The organism is Leifsonia shinshuensis, assembly GCF_013410375.1.
Classification (GTDB): domain Bacteria; phylum Actinomycetota; class Actinomycetes; order Actinomycetales; family Microbacteriaceae; genus Leifsonia; species Leifsonia shinshuensis.
This window is the reverse complement of record NZ_JACCFL010000001.1, coordinates 1,390,345-1,405,368: the sequence shown is the minus strand read 5'-3', so window position 1 is coordinate 1,405,368 and position 15,024 is coordinate 1,390,345. Positions and strand designations below refer to the sequence as shown.

The window sequence follows — 15,024 nt, the reverse complement described above, 5'->3', positions numbered from 1 at the left end:
CGCCGGACGGCTCAGCGCCCGTCGCGCACAGCGACCGCGAGATCCGGATGGTCGGCGAAGACCCCGTCCACGCCGGAGTGCAGCAGGATCGCGTACAGCCGCCGCCAGTCGCCCCACTCGTCGTCGCGGCCGGAGCGCCGGAACTCCGCCGGCAGCATCCCGTTCTCGGGCCGGAGCGTCCAGCAGTACACGAACAGCCCGGCCGAGTGCGCGAGGTCCACCAGGTCGGAGGTCACGGCGCCGATGTCCACGCCGCCCTCGTCCTCGCCGAACAGGCCCACCGCGACCGAGCCGGAGTGCAGGATCTGGGAGATGTCCACGCTGATCCCGTCCACCCGGTCGGCCGGCGCGGCCGCGGAGCCCAGGGCGTACAGCCCGCGCAGCGTCAGATCGGCGGCGTAGCCGGGCGCCGCCGCCCCCAGCGCCGCCACCCGGTCGGCCGGAGCGCCCTCCGCCTCCAGGAGGTAGACCCGCCGCCCGCGGAAACCGCCGTCGTGGAGGCGGCCCAGCACCGTCTTCTCGAAGCTCTCCACGACCAGCCCGGGATGGTCGGACCAGCCCGCCGCAGCCAGCTCGGCCAGGAACAGCTCGTCCAGCGGGAGCCCCGCCGCGTCGAAGTACGTGGCGTGCTTGAGCTCCGCGACGAGGCCGAGCGCCCTTCCCGCGGAGTCGGAGGCCGTGTCCACGACGTCGAGCACGTCCGCGAGCCGGAGGATCGGATAGCGGTCGTCGAAGGTCGCGCTGGCCTGGCGCAGGTGCGGCACCCGCTCCCGGGCGCGCAGCGTGGCGAGCTCGGCCCACGTGAAGTCCTCGGTGAACCAGCCGGTCAACGGCATGCCGTCGACCTCCTTGGTCGTGCGCCGTCCGGCGAACTCGGGATGGTCCGCGACGTTCGTCGTGCCGGAGATCTCGTTCTCGTGCCGCACCACCAGCACGCCGTCCTTCGTGGCGACCAGATCGGGCTCGACCGAGTCCGCGCCGAGGGCGAACGCCAGCTCGTACGCCGCCCTGGTGTGCTCCGGCCGGTACCCGGGCGCGCCCCGGTGACCGATGACGGACGGTCTCGAGCGGGCGCGCATGTGGCGATACTAGCCGGGCGCGTGGCCCGTTCCGGTGCGCACTCCCGGGTGAAAGAATCGGAGTGTGCCCGACCCCGACGGTCTGCAGGCCCCACCGCCCGCGCGCTCCGAGCCCACGCCGGAGGCGCGCTCGGCTGCGCCCGCCTGGCGCGAGCCGACGCGCTCCCTCCCGCTGCGCTGGGGAACGTACCGCGCCCGCTGGGTCGCCGGGGTCGCACTGATCGTGGTGGGCACCGCCTGCGTCCTGGCCACCACCGCGTACAGCCTGCCGTTCCTCCTGGCCGGGTCGATCATGCAGCCCGCCGGCTGGGCGGTGCTGCCCTCGACCATCGGCCGCCGCGTGGCCGTCGTCGTGCCGGTCCTCGGCTTCACCTGGCTCATGCTGGGCGGCGCGGGCTTCGCGTGGTGCTACGCGATCCTGCTGGCCGCCTGGCTGCTCGTGCGGCTGCGCCCGCTGCCGACCTTCGCCGTGCTCCTGCTGCCGATCGCCTCCAGCCTGGTGCTCCCGATTTTCGTGTCGACGTACCAGCAGGGCTGGATCACGATCCTGACGAGCACCGTCGTCGTGGTCGGCTCGGCCTGGCTGGCGCGAGCCGGCGCGATCGCAGTCGATTCATGGCAAGCTGTCAGAACTCTCAGAAACCGACCCGATAGGTTGGACGCACCCCGACCGTAAGCGGTCCCCGACAGAGCGAGGAACCCATGGCACTCACCAACCCGGCATTCTCCACGAATCCGGCCTTCCAGAACAACGGGAAGGCGGCGACGGCCACCACGGTCAGCGCCGACAACCTGGAGCAGCTGTACCAGGCGCCGTCCGCCACCTCCGCGGACACCGACCGGATGACGGTCGAAGACACCATCAACAAGAGCGCGATCTCGTTCGCCCTCCTGGTCGCGGGAGCGGTCGTGGGCTGGATGGTCCCTGCGCTGTATTTCCCGGCCGCGATCGTCGGTTTCGTGTTGGCGCTCGTCAACATCTTCAAGAAGAAGCCGTCCCCCGCGCTCATCCTGAGCTACGCCGGCGTGCAGGGCATCTTCGTCGGCGGCATCTCGGCGGTGTTCGAGTCGATCTACCCGGGCATCGTCATCCAGGCGGTCATCGGCACGCTCGCCGTCGTCGGCGTGACGCTCGCCCTCTTCGCCTCCGGCAAGATCCGCGCCTCGGCCAAGGCCACCAAGGTGTTCATGATCGCCCTCGGCGGCTACGTCGTCTACTCGATCGTCAACGTCATCCTGGTGTGGACCGGCGTGACCCACAGCGCGTTCGGCCTCAGCAGCGACGTCAAGCTGTTCGGCATCCCGCTCGGTGTGCTCATCGGCGTCCTCGTCGTCATCATGGGCGCCTACTCGCTCGTGCTCGACTTCGACTTCATCCAGCGCGGCGTGCAGAACCGTGCCCCGCGCATCTACGGCTGGTCCGGCGCGTTCGGGATCATGGTCACGGTCATCTGGCTGTACCTGGAGATCCTGCGACTCCTCGCGATCTCCCGCAACTAGCCGCCGCGCACGCAGAAGGGCCGGGATGCTGTCGCAGCATCCCGGCCCTTCTCACGTCTACGGGAGACTCACTCCCATTCGATGGTCCCCGGCGGCTTCGACGTGACGTCGAGCACCACGCGGTTGACGCCGTCGACCTCGTTGGTGATCCGGTTGGAGATCGTGGCCAGCAGGTCGTACGGCAGGCGCGTCCAGTCGGCGGTCATGGCGTCCTCGCTGGAGACCGGGCGCAGCACGATCGGGTGGCCGTAGGTGCGGCCGTCGCCCATCACGCCCACCGAGCGGACGTCCGCCAGCAGAACGACCGGGCACTGCCAGATCTCGGCGTCCGGGCCGGCCGCGGTCAGCTCGGCGCGCACGATCGCGTCGGCGTCGCGGAGCAGGTCGAGACGCTCCTGCGTGACCTCGCCCACGATGCGGATGCCGAGACCCGGGCCGGGGAACGGCTGGCGGCCGACGATGACCTCCGGCAGCCCCAGCTCGCGGCCGATCGCGCGCACCTCGTCCTTGAACAGGGTGCGCAGCGGCTCGACGAGCTCGAACTGGAGGTCCTCCGGCAGGCCGCCGACGTTGTGGTGGCTCTTGATGTTGGCCGTGCCGGTGCCGCCGCCCGACTCCACCACGTCCGGGTAGAGCGTGCCCTGCACCAGGAAGCGGATCGGGTCGCCGTCGTGCTCGGCCTCGGCGATCAGGTCGGCCTGGGCCTTCTCGAACACGCGGATGAACTCGCGGCCGATGATCTTGCGCTTGGTCTCCGGGTCGGAGACGCCCGCGAGCGCGGACAGGAACTGCTCCTGCGCGTTCACGGTGACGAGCCGCACGCCGGTGGCGGCGACGTAGTCCTCCTCGACCTGGCGGGCCTCGTCCTTGCGGAGCAGGCCGTGGTCGACGAAGACGCAGACGAGCTGGTCGCCGACCGCCTTGTGCACGAGCGCCGCCGCGACCGCGGAGTCGACGCCGCCGGACAGCGCGCAGAGCACGCGGCCGCTGCCGACCTGGGCGCGGATCGCGGCCACCTGGTCGGCGATGACGTTGCCGCTGTTCCAGTCGGCGGGGATGCCGGCGGCGCGGTGCAGGAAGTTCTCCAGCACGGCCTGGCCGTACTGCGAGTGCTTGACCTCGGGGTGCCACTGCACGCCGTACAGCCGGCGCTCCTCGTTGGCGAACGCGGCGACCGGGGTGTCCTCGGTGGAGGCGAGCACCTCGAAGCCCTCGGGGGCCTTGGACACCGAGTCGCCGTGACTCATCCACGCGGTCTGCTCGGCGGGCTGGCCGTCGAGGAGGCTGCCTGCGCCGTCCGCGGCGGCGCCCGTGACGCGCACGGCGGTCGAGCCGTACTCGCGGCGGCCGGTGCGCGCGACCTCGCCGCCGAGGGCGGTGGCCATCACCTGGAAGCCGTAGCAGATGCCCAGCACCGGGACGCCGAGCTCGAAGATCGCCTCGTCGAGGTGCGGCGCGCCGTCCTCGTAGACGCTGGAGGGGCCGCCGGAGAGGACGATGCCCGCCGGACGCTTCGCCGCGACCTCCGCGGCCGTCACGGTGTGCGGCACGATCTCGGAGTAGACGTTCGCCTCGCGCACGCGGCGCGCGATCAGCTGCGCGTACTGGGCGCCGAAGTCGACCACCAGGACCGGGCCGGCCGGCGCGGCCGAGTCGGCCCCGCCGAGGATGTCCGAGAACACTGCGTCGGTGCTAATTTGCTGCCTCCACGTACGTCGCTGCCTCGGCCTCGCGGCCGGCCAGATAGCTCTTGACCTGCTTGGTGATCCTGGCCTCCACGAAGAAGGACAGGAAGGGGATGACGCCGCCGAGGGCGATGGTGACGAACTTCGAGAACGGCCAGCGCATCAGGCTCCACAGCCGGAAGTCGGAGAACAGGTACACGACGTACAGCCAGCCGTGGGCGATGAGGATGCCCGTGCTCAAGTCGACGCCGGTCGGGGCGACCGCGGTCTTGACCGGCACGAGGGTGAGGGCGCCGTAGTTGCTGAAGGCGAAGAGCTGGTAGCCGAGGCCGTACTTCACGATCATCTCCACGCAGAGCAGCAGGAGCATGATTCCGGTGACGTAGGCGAACACCTGGTAGAACTTCAGCGCCCCGCGGATCTTCGGGAAGTCTTCGAGCTTGGGAGCGAGGGGCATGGGGCTATTCTACGTTCCCGGCGTGCGCCCTCGCGCCGCCTCCTGCCGCCGCTGCGGCCTCCTCGGCCGCCAGCTCGCGCTCCTCGTCCTCGCGCTGCTTCGCGTCGCGCACCAGCCGGTACCAGAGGAAGATCGCGAAGCCGGCGAAGATGATCCACTCGGCCGCGTAGAACAGGTTCAGCCAGTTCAGCTCGGTCTGCTGGATGGGCGGCGGTGAGTCGATCTTCACCAGCCCCGCGGGCGCGCTGCGGTCGACGACGTAGGCGTTGTAGACGTCCATGCCGTCGACGCCGGTCCAGAGGTTGTAGAGCTGGCCGACCCCGAGCGTCTTCATCGCCGTCGGGTTCTTCTTGTCGTCCGGCACCTGCGGCTGCTCGTCGGGGAGGATGCGCCCGACGATCGTCTGCGGAGTGCCCGGCTGCTCGGCGAGCCGCGCCATGACGGACTTCGCGGTGGCCTCGTCCGGCGCCCAGCCGCGCGCGACGGCGAGCGCGATCCGGTGGCCGTCCCCCGCGTCGACGTCCACGTGCGAGACGACCCACCAGCCGGTCCTGCCGTCGTTGATCCGGTCGTAGAGCAGCTGGTCGTCCCCGGCGACGAACGTGCCGGTGAACCGTACGAGCTGGCCGACCGACTTGTCGGTCATCGGCCCGTTGGGCTGGGCGACCTGGGAGAGCGGGAGCACCGTCTCGGTCGGCGCCTCGACGGCCTTGCCGGACTCGATCGCGCGCTCCAGCTGCCACTGCCCCAGCCCGGCGAACCCGGCGGCGAGCGCGAGCGCGAACAGCAGCGCGCCGATCCAGCGTGGGCGGAGCATCATCTGCAGCATGGTGGCGCCGCCCGGCTGCGCCTGCGCGCCGGCCGGGGCGCCGGGGGTGGTGTCGATGGGTCAGTCCCGCTTTCGTTCGACGGTCGTGTCCTGCTGCTGCATGGCCTGCTCGACGATCCGGTCAACAGCCTGGCGCGTGTCGTGCGCGCGCGTGTCGTCGCGGCGCGTGTCGGAGTCGAGGTCGGCGGTGGCCGCCTCGACGAGCGCGATCTCCTCGTCGAGCATCGGATCGTGCTTCTTCCGCCGGTCGCGCCGCTTGGACGATCCGGTCCGGAGAATCATTGCACCGATCTTCTCGGAGTTCGCTGCGAGGACCGGCCCGATCACGGCCATGATGAGCACGTAGAGGCCGGCGAACGGCACGATGCGCGCGTCCAGCCCGGCCCCGAGGGACAGGGTCGCGAGGATGAGCGCGAACTCCCCCCGGTTCTGCAGGATGACGGCCGTGTTGATCCCGGCCTGCACGCCGAACCCGTTCAGCCAGGCGACGAACTGCCCGGCGAGGATGTTCAGCACGATCGTCATGGCCACCGCGATGAGGACGGGACCGAGGACCGCGGGGAACTTGGCCGGGTCGAGCTCCAGGCCGAAGTTGAGGAAGAAGAACGCCGCGAAGACGTCGCGGAGCGGCAGGGCGATGTGCTCGATCTTGTTGCGGTACTTCGTCGCGCCCAGCACGAGGCCGATCAGGAACGCGCCGATCGCGTCGGTCACGCCGAGGATCTCGCCGACGCCGGCGAACAGCACGGCCAGCCCGAAGAACAGGATCGTGAAGAGCTCGTCGTCCTTCGTCCGGAACAGCCGCGAGACGTACCTGCCGCCGAACCTCGCCAGGGTGAACATCACGACCAGGAACAGGAACGCCACGGTCAGCTTGCCGACGACCGGCCAGAAGTCGGTCTCCCCGCTCAGCACGACGGACACGATCGCGAGGTAGATCGCGATGAAGATGTCCTCCACCACCGTCACGCCGAGGATCATCGGCGTCTCGGTGTTGGGGAGGCGGCGCAGCTCGATGAGCAGCTTGGTCACGATCGCGGACGACGACGTGGCCGTCATGCCGGCGATGATGAGCGCCTCCCTGGTGCCCCAGCCGACCCAGAAGCCGAAGGCGAGGCCGACCCCCATGTTGATGAGGATGTAGGAGCCGCCGGAGATGACCAGCTTGCCGAAGTTGCCGAAGAACTCGTCCTGGTCGAACTCCAGGCCCAGGTTGAACAGCAGCAGAATGAGCCCGAAGACCGCGATGAGCTCGATGTAGTTGCTCTCGAAGTCGAGCGGGAACCAGCCGGTGTGCGGGCTCGCCAGCAGGCCGACCAGCATGTAGATGGGGATCGCGGGGAGCCCCACCAGCTTGCCGAGGCGTCCGAGCACGTACGCGACGAGCAGCAGGATGCCGAGGATGATGAGGTCGTCTCCGAGATGCATGGATCAGCCTCCCGGCGGAGCGTCGGACGTGGCCCGCGCGGTCTGACCGGTGCGGAAGAACGCGAAGGCCTTGGCGACCTTCTCGGGGGTGCCCGCGACGACGAGGGTGTCGCCGGGGAAGACCTTGAAGTCGGGCGCGGGGGCCGGATTGGCGGAGTCCCCGCGCACCACGGCGACGACGGTGAGGCCGACGAAGCCGCGGTCGCCGGGCGCGCCGAGCTGCTGGCCGGCGATGTAGTCCTCGTAGTCGACGGAGAACCAGTCGATGCTGAGCCCGGGGATCTGGTCGAGTGCGGTGAGCGACTCGGTGATCTGCGTACCGCCGAGGAGCTCGGCGAGCGTGTGCGCCTCGTCCTCGTTGAGGCGCAGCGAGACCTTGGTCACGTCGGCGCCGTCCTCGTGATCGGAGAACGTGATCAGGTCGCTGTGCCCGGAGCGGTGCGCGATGACGCCGACCTTGCCCCCGTCGTCCGTGACGAACGTGTGCAACACCCCGACCCCGGGCAGTTTGACCCGTCGAACGTCAACCATCTATCCGTCTCCATCCGTCGCGGGCACTCGGTACCAGTTTACCGGAGGGAGATTTCGGGCTCTTTTCCGCTGAGGCGGCTCACTCCTCCTTCGGAGGCGCGTCCTCCGCGGCCTTCGCCACCGCTGCGGAGTCGGCCGCCTTCGACGCCGGGGTCTTCGCCGACGCCGCCTTCGCCGTGCGCGTAACCGCGCCCGCCTTCGCCGCGGCGGCGTCCACGTCCACGATGTCCGGCGCCTCCAGGCGCACGCGGTCGGCCGACTCGTCGTCAGGCTGCTGCTGGCTGGCGCGCTCGGCCGCGACCCGCTTCAGGTAGGTCTGCACCTCGCGCTCCTCGCGCGCCGCCTCCCAGCCGAGCACCCCGGCCATCAGCGACGCCGCGACCGGAGCAGCCGAGACGCCGCGGTCCCACGCCTCGATCGAGATGCGCGTGCGGCGGGCGAGCACGTCCTCCAGGTGGAGGGCGCCCTCGTGGCTGGCCGCGTAGACGACCTCCGCGCCGATGTAGTCGTCGGCGCCCGGCAGCGGCTGTGCGAGCGACGGGTCGTTGCGGATGAGGACGAGGATGTCCTCCGTCATCGTCCCGTAGCGGTTGAGCAGGTGCTCGACGCGCGCGGGGTGGAGGCCGGACTCGCTCGCGATCCGGCTGCGCCGGTTCCACGCGGCCTGGTACCCCTCGGCGCCGACGAGCGGGATCTCCATCGTCGTGCTCGGCGGGATCTTGCCGTCCAGCGCGTCCACGGCCGCGTCGATCGCGTCCTTCGCCATCACCCGGTACGTCGTCCACTTGCCGCCCGCGATGACGACCAGGCCGGGCACGGAGTGCGCGACGAGGTGCTCACGCGACAGCTTGGAGGTCTCCTCCGACTCGCCGGCCAGCAGCGGGCGCAGGCCGGCGTACACGCCCTCCACGTCCTCCCGGGTGAGCGGGACGTTCAGCACCTGGTTGACGTGCGCGAGCAGGTAGTCGATGTCCGCCGCCGTGGCTGCCGGGTGCGCCTTGTCGAGGTGCCAATCGGTGTCGGTGGTGCCGATCAGCCAGTGCCGGCCCCACGGGATCACGAAGAGCACGCTCTTCTCGGTGCGCAGGATCAGCCCCATCTTCGACTGGAAGCGGTCGCGCGGGACGACCAGGTGGATGCCCTTGGAGGCGCGCACCTTGAACTGGCCGCGCTCCCCCACCATCGACTGGGTGTCGTCCGTCCACACGCCGGTCGCGTTGACGACCTGCTTGGCGCGGATCTCGAAGCGCTCACCGGTCTCCTGGTCGACGGCCTGCACGCCCACGACGCGCTCGCCGACCTTCAGGAAGCCCTCCACCCGGACCCGGGACGCGACGTGCGCGCCGTAGTGGGCCGCGGTGCGCGCGAGCGTCGCGGTGTACCTGGCGTCGTCCACCTGCGCGTCGTAGTACGTGATCCCGCCGACCAGCGCGCTCGGGGACATGCTCGGGATCGCCTTCAGGACCTGCCGCTTGCTGAGGTGGCGGTGGTGCGGCACTCCCGGCGGGCGGAGGCCGCTGTAGGAGAAGATGTCGTACAGCATCATGCCGGCGCCGATGTAGAAGCGCTCCCACACGTGCTTGTGCAGCGGGTAGAGGAACCGCACCGGCTTGACCAGGTGCGGGGCGATGCGCTGCAGCAGGAGGCCGCGCTCGATGAGCGCCTCCCGGACGAGCCCGAAGTCGAGCTGCTCCAGGTAGCGGATGCCGCCGTGGACGAGCTTGGACGAGCGGCTGGAGGTGCCGGACGCGAAGTCGCGGGCCTCCACCAGGCCGACGTTCAGGCCGCGGGTGACCGCGTCGACGGCGCTGCCGACGCCGACGATGCCGCCGCCGACCACGAGGATGTCGAGCTCGGTGCTCTTGAGGGTCTCGATCGCGGCGGCCCGCTCGGCCGGCCCGAGGCGCGAAGGGTACTCGACGGGCGCCGGGCCGCGGCCTTCCGAAGACAGGGCTGTGGAGCCGGACGGGGATGTCGTCGCCATCGTTTCCTCCTCCCCGGCCGCCTTCGGCCAGGACCTAGTGCGATTGGTAGGGCGCGACGACCACCTCGACGCGCTGGAACTCCTTCAAATCCGAGTATCCCGTCGTTGCCATGCTCCTGCGCAAGGCCCCCACCAGATTCGCAGTTCCCTCGGCGACCGGCGCCGGGCCGTACAGGATCTCCTCGAGCGGGGCGACCTGCCCGACCTCGACCCGGTTGCCGCGGGGAAGCTGCGGGTGATGCGCCTCCGCGCCCCAGTGCCAGCCGCCTCCCGGGGCGTCGGTCGCGCGGGCCAGGGTCGAGCCGAGCATGACCGCGTCCGCGCCGCAGGCGATGGCCTTGACGATGTCGCCCGAGCTGCCGAGACCGCCGTCGGCGATGACGTGCACGTACCGGCCGCCGGACTCGTCCATGTAGTCGCGGCGGGCGCCCGCGACGTCCGCGACGGCTGTGGCCATCGGGGCGTGGATGCCGAGGGTGGAGCGGGTGGTGGAGGCCGCCCCGCCGCCGAAGCCGACGAGCACGCCGGCAGCGCCGGTGCGCATGAGGTGCAGGGCCGCGGTGTAGGTCGCGGCGCCGCCGACGATCACGGGGACGTCGAGCTCGTAGATGAACTTCTTGAGGTTGAGCGGCTCGACGCTCTTGGAGACGTGCTCGGCCGAGACGGTGGTACCGCGGATGACGAACAGGTCGACGCCGGCCTCCACGACGGTCTCGTAGAGCTCCTGGGTGCGCTGCGGGGAGAGCGCGCCTGCCACGGTGACGCCGCCCTCGCGGATCTCGGCGAGGCGCCGCGTGACCAGCTCCGGCTTGATCGGCTCGGAGTAGATCTCCTGCATGCGCCGGGTCGCCTTGTCGGCGGGGAGCTCGCGGATCTCGGCGAGCAGGGGCTCCGGGTCCTCGTAGCGGGTCCAGACGCCCTCCAGGTCGAGCACGCCGAGGCCGCCGAGCTGGCCCATCATGATGGCGGTGGTCGGCGAGACCACCGAGTCCATCGGCGCGGCCAGGAACGGGATGGAGAACTGGTACGCGTCGATCGTCCAGGCGACCGAGACGTCCTCGGGGTCGCGGGTGCGCCGGCTGGGCACCACCGCGACGTCGTCGAAGGCGTACACGCGGCGGGCACGCTTGGCCCGCCCGATCTCAATCTCCATACTCACGGGTTCAGTCTATGGCGCGGCACTGGCAGAGTAGGGGAGGTGACCGTCGACGCAGAGCCCCTCGCCCGCCTCCGTCAGCGCACGAGCGAGAAGTGGTCGCTGTACCCCGCCGACGTGCTCCCGCTGTTCGTGGCGGAGACGGACTATCCGCTCGCTCCACCGATCGCCGCCGCCCTGCACGCCGCGATCGACCGCGGCGACACCGGCTACATCGGCGCGGACGACCGCGCCCAGCAGGCCTTCGCCCGGTACGCGCACGACACCTGGGACTGGGACGTCGACCCGGCGTGGACGCTGACGACGACGGACGTGAGCGTGGTCATCGTGGAGGCGCTGCGCATGCTGATCGCGCCCGGCGACCGGGTCGTCATCACGCCGCCGGTGTACCCTCCGTTCTACGAGTTCATCCCCGAAGCCGGCGGGGTGGTCGAGGAGGTCCCGCTGCGGGACGACGGCGTCACCTGGTCCCTCGACCTCGACGGTCTCGAGCGCGCCTTCGCCGGCGGCGCGCGCGCGTTCCTGCTCTGCCACCCGCACAACCCGCTCGGCCTCGTGCACCCGCGCGCCGCGCTGGAGGCCGTGGCGGAGCTGGCGGCGCGCTACGGCGTAGCCGTGGTGAGCGACGAGATCCACGCGCCGCTGACCCACTCCGACGCTGCGTTCGCGCCGTTCCTGTCGGTGTCGGATGCGGCGCGCGCCGTCGGCGTGGCCGCCCACTCGGCGAGCAAGGCCTGGAACCTCGCCGGGGTCAAGTGCGCGCTGATGGTTGCGGCGTCGGAGGCGCGTGCGGCGCAGCTCCACGCGCTCCCGGTCGAGGTGGAGGTCCGCACCAGCCTGCTCGGCCGCATCGCCACCGAGGCGGCGTTCGACGACTGCAGGGAGTGGCTGGCGGGGACGCTGGAGTCGATCGAGGCGAACCGGGCGCTGTTCGGGCAGCTGCTCGCCCGGCACCTGCCGGAGGCCGGCTACCGCGAGCCGCACGCGAGCTACCTGGCCTGGGTCGACTTCCGCGGCCTCGGCTGGGGCGATGAGCCGGCGGAGCGGATCCTCGCGGAGGCGCGGGTCGCGCTCGTGCGGGGGCTCGACTTCGGGCGCGAGGGGGCGGGCTTCGCGCGGGTGAACCTGGCCTGCTCACCGGAGGTGCTGACGGAGGCGGTGGAGCGGATCGCGCGGCTCCGCTGACGATCAGATCTCGACGGTGTAGCCCAGCGCGAGATCGGCGCCGTTGACGCCGCGGATGCCCCAGTTGACCCTCGGCGTCTCGAAGAGGGTGATCTCGACGCTGTGCGGCGGGATGCCGGTGGCCGCTTCGATCAGGGCGAACAGCTCCGCGATGAGCGCACGCTTGGCCTCGACGGTCCGCCCTTCGAACAGGGACACCTCGATGATCGTGTAGTCGTCGCCGCGGTCGGGCGGATAGATGAAATCGGCCGGGTCCATGCCGACGAAGCGGTGGAACCGCTTCTCCGGCGGGTACGCGAGGGCAGCCATGACGGCGCCGTGGATCGCGTCGGAGAGCGCCTGGCGGTGCCGGTCGATCGTGGCGCGGCGGGCGAAGACGGTTACTTGGGCCATGGGGTACTCATTTTCTATCTGGCCTTGAAATAGCGGAAGAGCTGACGCTCACGAACGCACAAAGTCGCTCCGAGCGCTCCGAGCACGACCGCCGGAACCGCCCCCGCGACGACCCGGACGGCGGCGAGCGGAAGCGCGGCGGAAGACCCGTCACCGATCACGGAGGCAAGGAGCACGAGAGCCGGCACCGCGAGGCAGACACCGGCCAGTGCCCAGACGAGCGACTCGACGCACATCTGGAGCGCCTGAGCGACGGGCGACACGCCACTGTGCCGGGCGGACGCCAGTTCCAGCTTGCGGCGCAGCACCGCCGTGAAACCGAGCCCGAGGCCGACCACGAGGACCAGCTCGGGGGCGAAGCGCGTCACTCGTCCACCGTAGAGGCTCTGGCCGTCGAAGTGCGCACCGAGCGACGAGTTGAGCTGCTGCAGCCGCGGCCCCTGTGCGCCGGCGTTGCCCGACGGCACAGCTCCCGGGCGAAGGGTCGTCGGAAGGAGCGAGTTCAGCGTCCCCGTGACCGGCCACGCTTCGACCCAGCACTCGTCGAACGCCGACCTCGGGTCCGCGGGGATGAGGAGCGCGTAGCCGTAGCCGGGTAGCCGCCCGTCCGCCGGATACGAGTACACCGCGCCCACGACCGGAGTTCCGTCGGTCAGGGGGAGCTTCTGTCCGGGTGACGCACCGAGCGTCTCGGCGAGGTCCTGCGAGACCAGCACACCCTCGTCCGCGTGCGGGCCGCCGAGCGCGGCGAAGCCGCCGAAGCCGATCGAGATCTCGAAGGTCGGGATCTCTTGCGCGGGGAGAGTCGCTGCGATCTCGGCGCTGCCCCGCTGGCGGATGGCGCCTGCCGCGACGACACCCGGGGCGCGCCGAAGGCTGTCGCACGCGACGCCATCGATCCCCGCCTTCGCTTGATAGACGAGGGTCGTCCCGCCGCTGAGCCGGTACTGCGACGCCTGACGCTCGAGCGAGGCGATCGTCGCGATGTCCGCCCCTGCCGGCACCGCGATCCCGAAGGCGAGCACCAGCGCGAACAGGGCCGCTCGCGTCGTTCCCGCCGCGATGTCGAGGATCGCCTCCCGCACTATCGTCCTGAGCTTCATCGGGTGCGGCCCAGGTCGATGACAGCGGTGCACGCGTCCCGGGTCTGCGCATCGTGGGTCGCCACGACCACGATGGTTCCTTCGGTCGCGACCGACGCGATGGCCTCGTTGACCGACACGGACGTCCTCGCATCGAGCTGGGCCGTCGGCTCGTCCACGAGGAGGAGGTCCGGCTTCGATGCCAGTCCTCGCGCGAGCATCAGCCGCTGCGCCTCGCCACCGGAGAGGTCACGGAATGGCGCGTCCGCGACGTGCGCCAACCCGACACGCTCCAGGCCGGCCCTCGCGCGGCGACGGGCTTCGGGATGCAAGGCGCCCCGGGCGAGAAGGGGCAGCGCCACATGGTCCACGGCGGTCCGGCCCGCGACCCCGTGCGGGTTCTGGAACACCCAGGAGACCGACTCGATGTTCCTCCTCCGGACAGCACCCGCAGCCGGCCGCCCCCAGCCGGCGAGGATGCCGAGAAGGGTGCTCTTGCCCGATCCGGAAGGGCCCGTCAGCGCGTAGACCTCATTCGTTCGCAACACGAAATCGAGTGCTTCGAAGAGCCACGGGCCGGAGCCGAAGCGATGCGAAAGGGCTTCGGCGACGAGTTCCGGGTCTCCTTTCTCCGCACCCGCGGACTGTGCGGCTATCCGCACGATCGCGCTTCGCCCGTCGTGAGCCTCACATTCGAGAAGTCGGCGCCGTTCGCCGGTATGACGAATGCCTGTCCGAGCTGCGAGCCGACGATCGTGACCGGGGTCGGCTTGCCGTCGCCGAGGACGCAGCCTGTCTCGTCTCGCGTGTCGTACAGCGCCGCGGCGGGAATGGACACCACCGAGATCGGCTTCGCCAATTCGTACTGAACCGGCATGCCGGACGGTGCCGAGGCGCCCGGCCGGCCCTCGCCGGGCGAGCCGCCGGTGCCGTTCGCCTGGAACGCGGCGAAGGCGTCGGACTGCGCCAGGGACTCGAGGCCTTCGGCGGAGGCGACGACCCCGTCCCCGTCGACGGGAACGGTACGGTCCCCCACGTTGATCACCCGATCGCCCGGGAAGAGGTTCGCGGGAACGGGGCTCACCCGAGCCGCGGAGAGTCCCTGCGGAAGGCTCATCAAGGGCGAACCCGGATCGATCCTGCTCCCGAGGAGCGCGTCGCAGCTCGCGATCCTCACGGTCGGTGCGGGCAACCAGAGGAAGGACGACGCCGGCAACGATGTCCATGCCGTCGCACCGGTCACCCCCGCGTCCTTCGCCACATCGATCACAGCCGCGAGGGTCCGCCTGCCGAACCGTCCGTCGATCCCGACATCGCGCCCGAGACGAGCGAGCTCCTGCTGGAGGGCCGACACATCGGCTCCGCTCTCTCCGACCTCGAGGTCGCGCCAGAGCGGCCGCGGAGTGGCGAGAAAGACCAGAGGAGCGTCGTCGACGGAAACGGCAGATGTCCCCGACACGATGACACCGTCTGCGGAGCAGTTCGTGCTCGTCACTGTGCCGGCCACGGGGCTCACGATCTTCTGCGCGTCCGACAACGTGATGACGAGCGTGGCCGCCTGCGCATCGATCGAGTTCATTCGCGTCGCTGGAGCCGACGCGGGAGGAGCGGTCTTCGCAATCCCTTCCGGGACTCTCGAGGGCACCAGGAGGGCGCCGACCGCCACACCGGTCGCCAGGACGACGACCCCGGCGAGCGACACCAACGAGGTGGAT

15 protein-coding genes are annotated in these 15,024 nt (G+C 70.7%); 3 read left to right on the top strand and 12 right to left on the bottom strand.

All coding sequences use genetic code 11. The features are described from left to right. Positions 1-11: 11 nt before the first annotated feature. Positions 12-1,079, bottom strand: a complete 1,068-nt coding sequence (locus HNR13_RS06885) for a glycerophosphodiester phosphodiesterase family protein (RefSeq protein WP_179605060.1) — start codon at positions 1,077-1,079, stop codon at positions 12-14. A gap of 64 nt (positions 1,080-1,143) precedes the next feature. Here HNR13_RS06885 and HNR13_RS06880 point away from each other — a divergent pair, with 64 nt between their 5' ends. After that, entirely contained in the window at positions 1,144-1,755 is a 612-nt protein-coding gene (locus HNR13_RS06880; RefSeq protein ID WP_343063484.1) for a hypothetical protein, read from the top strand. A gap of 26 nt (positions 1,756-1,781) precedes the next feature. After that, on the top strand, positions 1,782-2,579 hold the full coding sequence (locus HNR13_RS06875) for a Bax inhibitor-1/YccA family protein (RefSeq protein WP_179605059.1): 798 nt from the start codon (positions 1,782-1,784) through the stop codon (positions 2,577-2,579). 68 nt (positions 2,580-2,647) lie between these two features. On the opposite strand, the gene guaA is transcribed toward HNR13_RS06875, so the two are convergent. The 7 genes from guaA to HNR13_RS06840 form a co-directional block, all read right to left on the bottom strand. Then, positions 2,648-4,261 (bottom strand): glutamine-hydrolyzing GMP synthase, encoded by a 1,614-nt coding sequence (gene guaA / locus HNR13_RS06870; protein ID WP_343063483.1) that lies wholly within the window; start codon positions 4,259-4,261, stop codon positions 2,648-2,650. A gap of 10 nt (positions 4,262-4,271) precedes the next feature. Beyond that, entirely contained in the window at positions 4,272-4,721 is a 450-nt protein-coding gene (locus HNR13_RS06865) for a DUF3817 domain-containing protein (RefSeq protein ID WP_179605058.1), read from the bottom strand. A gap of 4 nt (positions 4,722-4,725) precedes the next feature. Then, complete coding sequence (locus tag HNR13_RS06860; RefSeq protein ID WP_179605057.1) at positions 4,726-5,541, bottom strand: SURF1 family protein; 816 nt, start codon at positions 5,539-5,541, stop codon at positions 4,726-4,728. Positions 5,542-5,610: 69 nt separating this feature from the next. Further along, a complete protein-coding gene (locus HNR13_RS06855; protein ID WP_179605056.1) occupies positions 5,611-6,978 on the bottom strand; it encodes a cation:proton antiporter in 1,368 nt (455 codons plus the stop codon). Between the two features lie 3 nt (positions 6,979-6,981). Then, positions 6,982-7,509, bottom strand: coding sequence for a cation:proton antiporter regulatory subunit (locus HNR13_RS06850; RefSeq protein ID WP_179605055.1), 528 nt, complete (start codon positions 7,507-7,509; stop codon positions 6,982-6,984). A gap of 79 nt (positions 7,510-7,588) precedes the next feature. After that, a complete protein-coding gene (locus HNR13_RS06845) occupies positions 7,589-9,493 on the bottom strand; it encodes a glycerol-3-phosphate dehydrogenase/oxidase (protein WP_246312728.1) in 1,905 nt (634 codons plus the stop codon). 34 nt (positions 9,494-9,527) lie between these two features. Continuing rightward, positions 9,528-10,646, bottom strand: coding sequence for a GuaB3 family IMP dehydrogenase-related protein (locus tag HNR13_RS06840; RefSeq protein ID WP_179609202.1), 1,119 nt, complete (start codon positions 10,644-10,646; stop codon positions 9,528-9,530). Positions 10,647-10,691: 45 nt separating this feature from the next. On the opposite strand from HNR13_RS06840, the gene HNR13_RS06835 reads away from it, so the two are divergent. Continuing rightward, positions 10,692-11,834: an aminotransferase class I/II-fold pyridoxal phosphate-dependent enzyme gene (locus HNR13_RS06835; RefSeq protein ID WP_179605054.1), complete on the top strand. Its 1,143-nt coding sequence runs from the start codon at positions 10,692-10,694 to the stop codon at positions 11,832-11,834. 3 nt (positions 11,835-11,837) lie between these two features. Here the strand turns inward: HNR13_RS06835 and HNR13_RS06830 are convergent, their stop codons facing one another. The 4 genes from HNR13_RS06830 to HNR13_RS21510 are packed head-to-tail and all read right to left on the bottom strand — an operon-like array spanning position 11,838 to position 15,011. After that, the gene (locus tag HNR13_RS06830; protein WP_179605053.1) at positions 11,838-12,227 is read right to left on the bottom strand and encodes a tautomerase family protein; all 390 of its coding nucleotides are present in this window, start codon (positions 12,225-12,227) and stop codon (positions 11,838-11,840) included. A gap of 14 nt (positions 12,228-12,241) precedes the next feature. After that, positions 12,242-13,330 (bottom strand): hypothetical protein, encoded by a 1,089-nt coding sequence (locus HNR13_RS06825; protein WP_179605052.1) that lies wholly within the window; start codon positions 13,328-13,330, stop codon positions 12,242-12,244. Beyond that, positions 13,327-13,971 carry an ATP-binding cassette domain-containing protein gene (locus HNR13_RS21515; RefSeq protein ID WP_343063482.1) on the bottom strand — a complete coding sequence of 215 codons (645 nt, stop codon included), beginning with the start codon at positions 13,969-13,971 and terminating at the stop codon, positions 13,327-13,329. The genes HNR13_RS06825 and HNR13_RS21515 overlap by 4 nt, the downstream gene beginning before the upstream one ends. Continuing rightward, the gene (locus HNR13_RS21510; RefSeq protein WP_343063659.1) at positions 13,962-15,011 is read right to left on the bottom strand and encodes a peptidoglycan-binding domain-containing protein; all 1,050 of its coding nucleotides are present in this window, start codon (positions 15,009-15,011) and stop codon (positions 13,962-13,964) included. Before HNR13_RS21510 ends, HNR13_RS21515 begins: the two co-directional genes overlap by 10 nt. Positions 15,012-15,024: the final 13 nt, after the last annotated feature.

Coding starts and splice junctions, on each gene's coding strand:
- HNR13_RS06885 (WP_179605060.1), bottom strand. CDS start 1,079: ATGCGCGCCCGCTCGAGACCGTCCGTCATCGGTCACCGGGGCGCGCCC.
- HNR13_RS06840 (WP_179609202.1), bottom strand. CDS start 10,646: ATGGAGATTGAGATCGGGCGGGCCAAGCGTGCCCGCCGCGTGTACGCC.
- HNR13_RS06860 (WP_179605057.1), bottom strand. CDS start 5,541: ATGATGCTCCGCCCACGCTGGATCGGCGCGCTGCTGTTCGCGCTCGCG.
- HNR13_RS06850 (WP_179605055.1), bottom strand. CDS start 7,509: ATGGTTGACGTTCGACGGGTCAAACTGCCCGGGGTCGGGGTGTTGCAC.
- HNR13_RS06830 (WP_179605053.1), bottom strand. CDS start 12,227: ATGGCCCAAGTAACCGTCTTCGCCCGCCGCGCCACGATCGACCGGCAC.
- HNR13_RS06865 (WP_179605058.1), bottom strand. CDS start 4,721: ATGCCCCTCGCTCCCAAGCTCGAAGACTTCCCGAAGATCCGCGGGGCG.
- HNR13_RS06825 (WP_179605052.1), bottom strand. CDS start 13,330: ATGAAGCTCAGGACGATAGTGCGGGAGGCGATCCTCGACATCGCGGCG.
- HNR13_RS06875 (WP_179605059.1), top strand. CDS start 1,782: ATGGCACTCACCAACCCGGCATTCTCCACGAATCCGGCCTTCCAGAAC.
- HNR13_RS06855 (WP_179605056.1), bottom strand. CDS start 6,978: ATGCATCTCGGAGACGACCTCATCATCCTCGGCATCCTGCTGCTCGTC.
- HNR13_RS06845 (WP_246312728.1), bottom strand. CDS start 9,493: ATGGCGACGACATCCCCGTCCGGCTCCACAGCCCTGTCTTCGGAAGGC.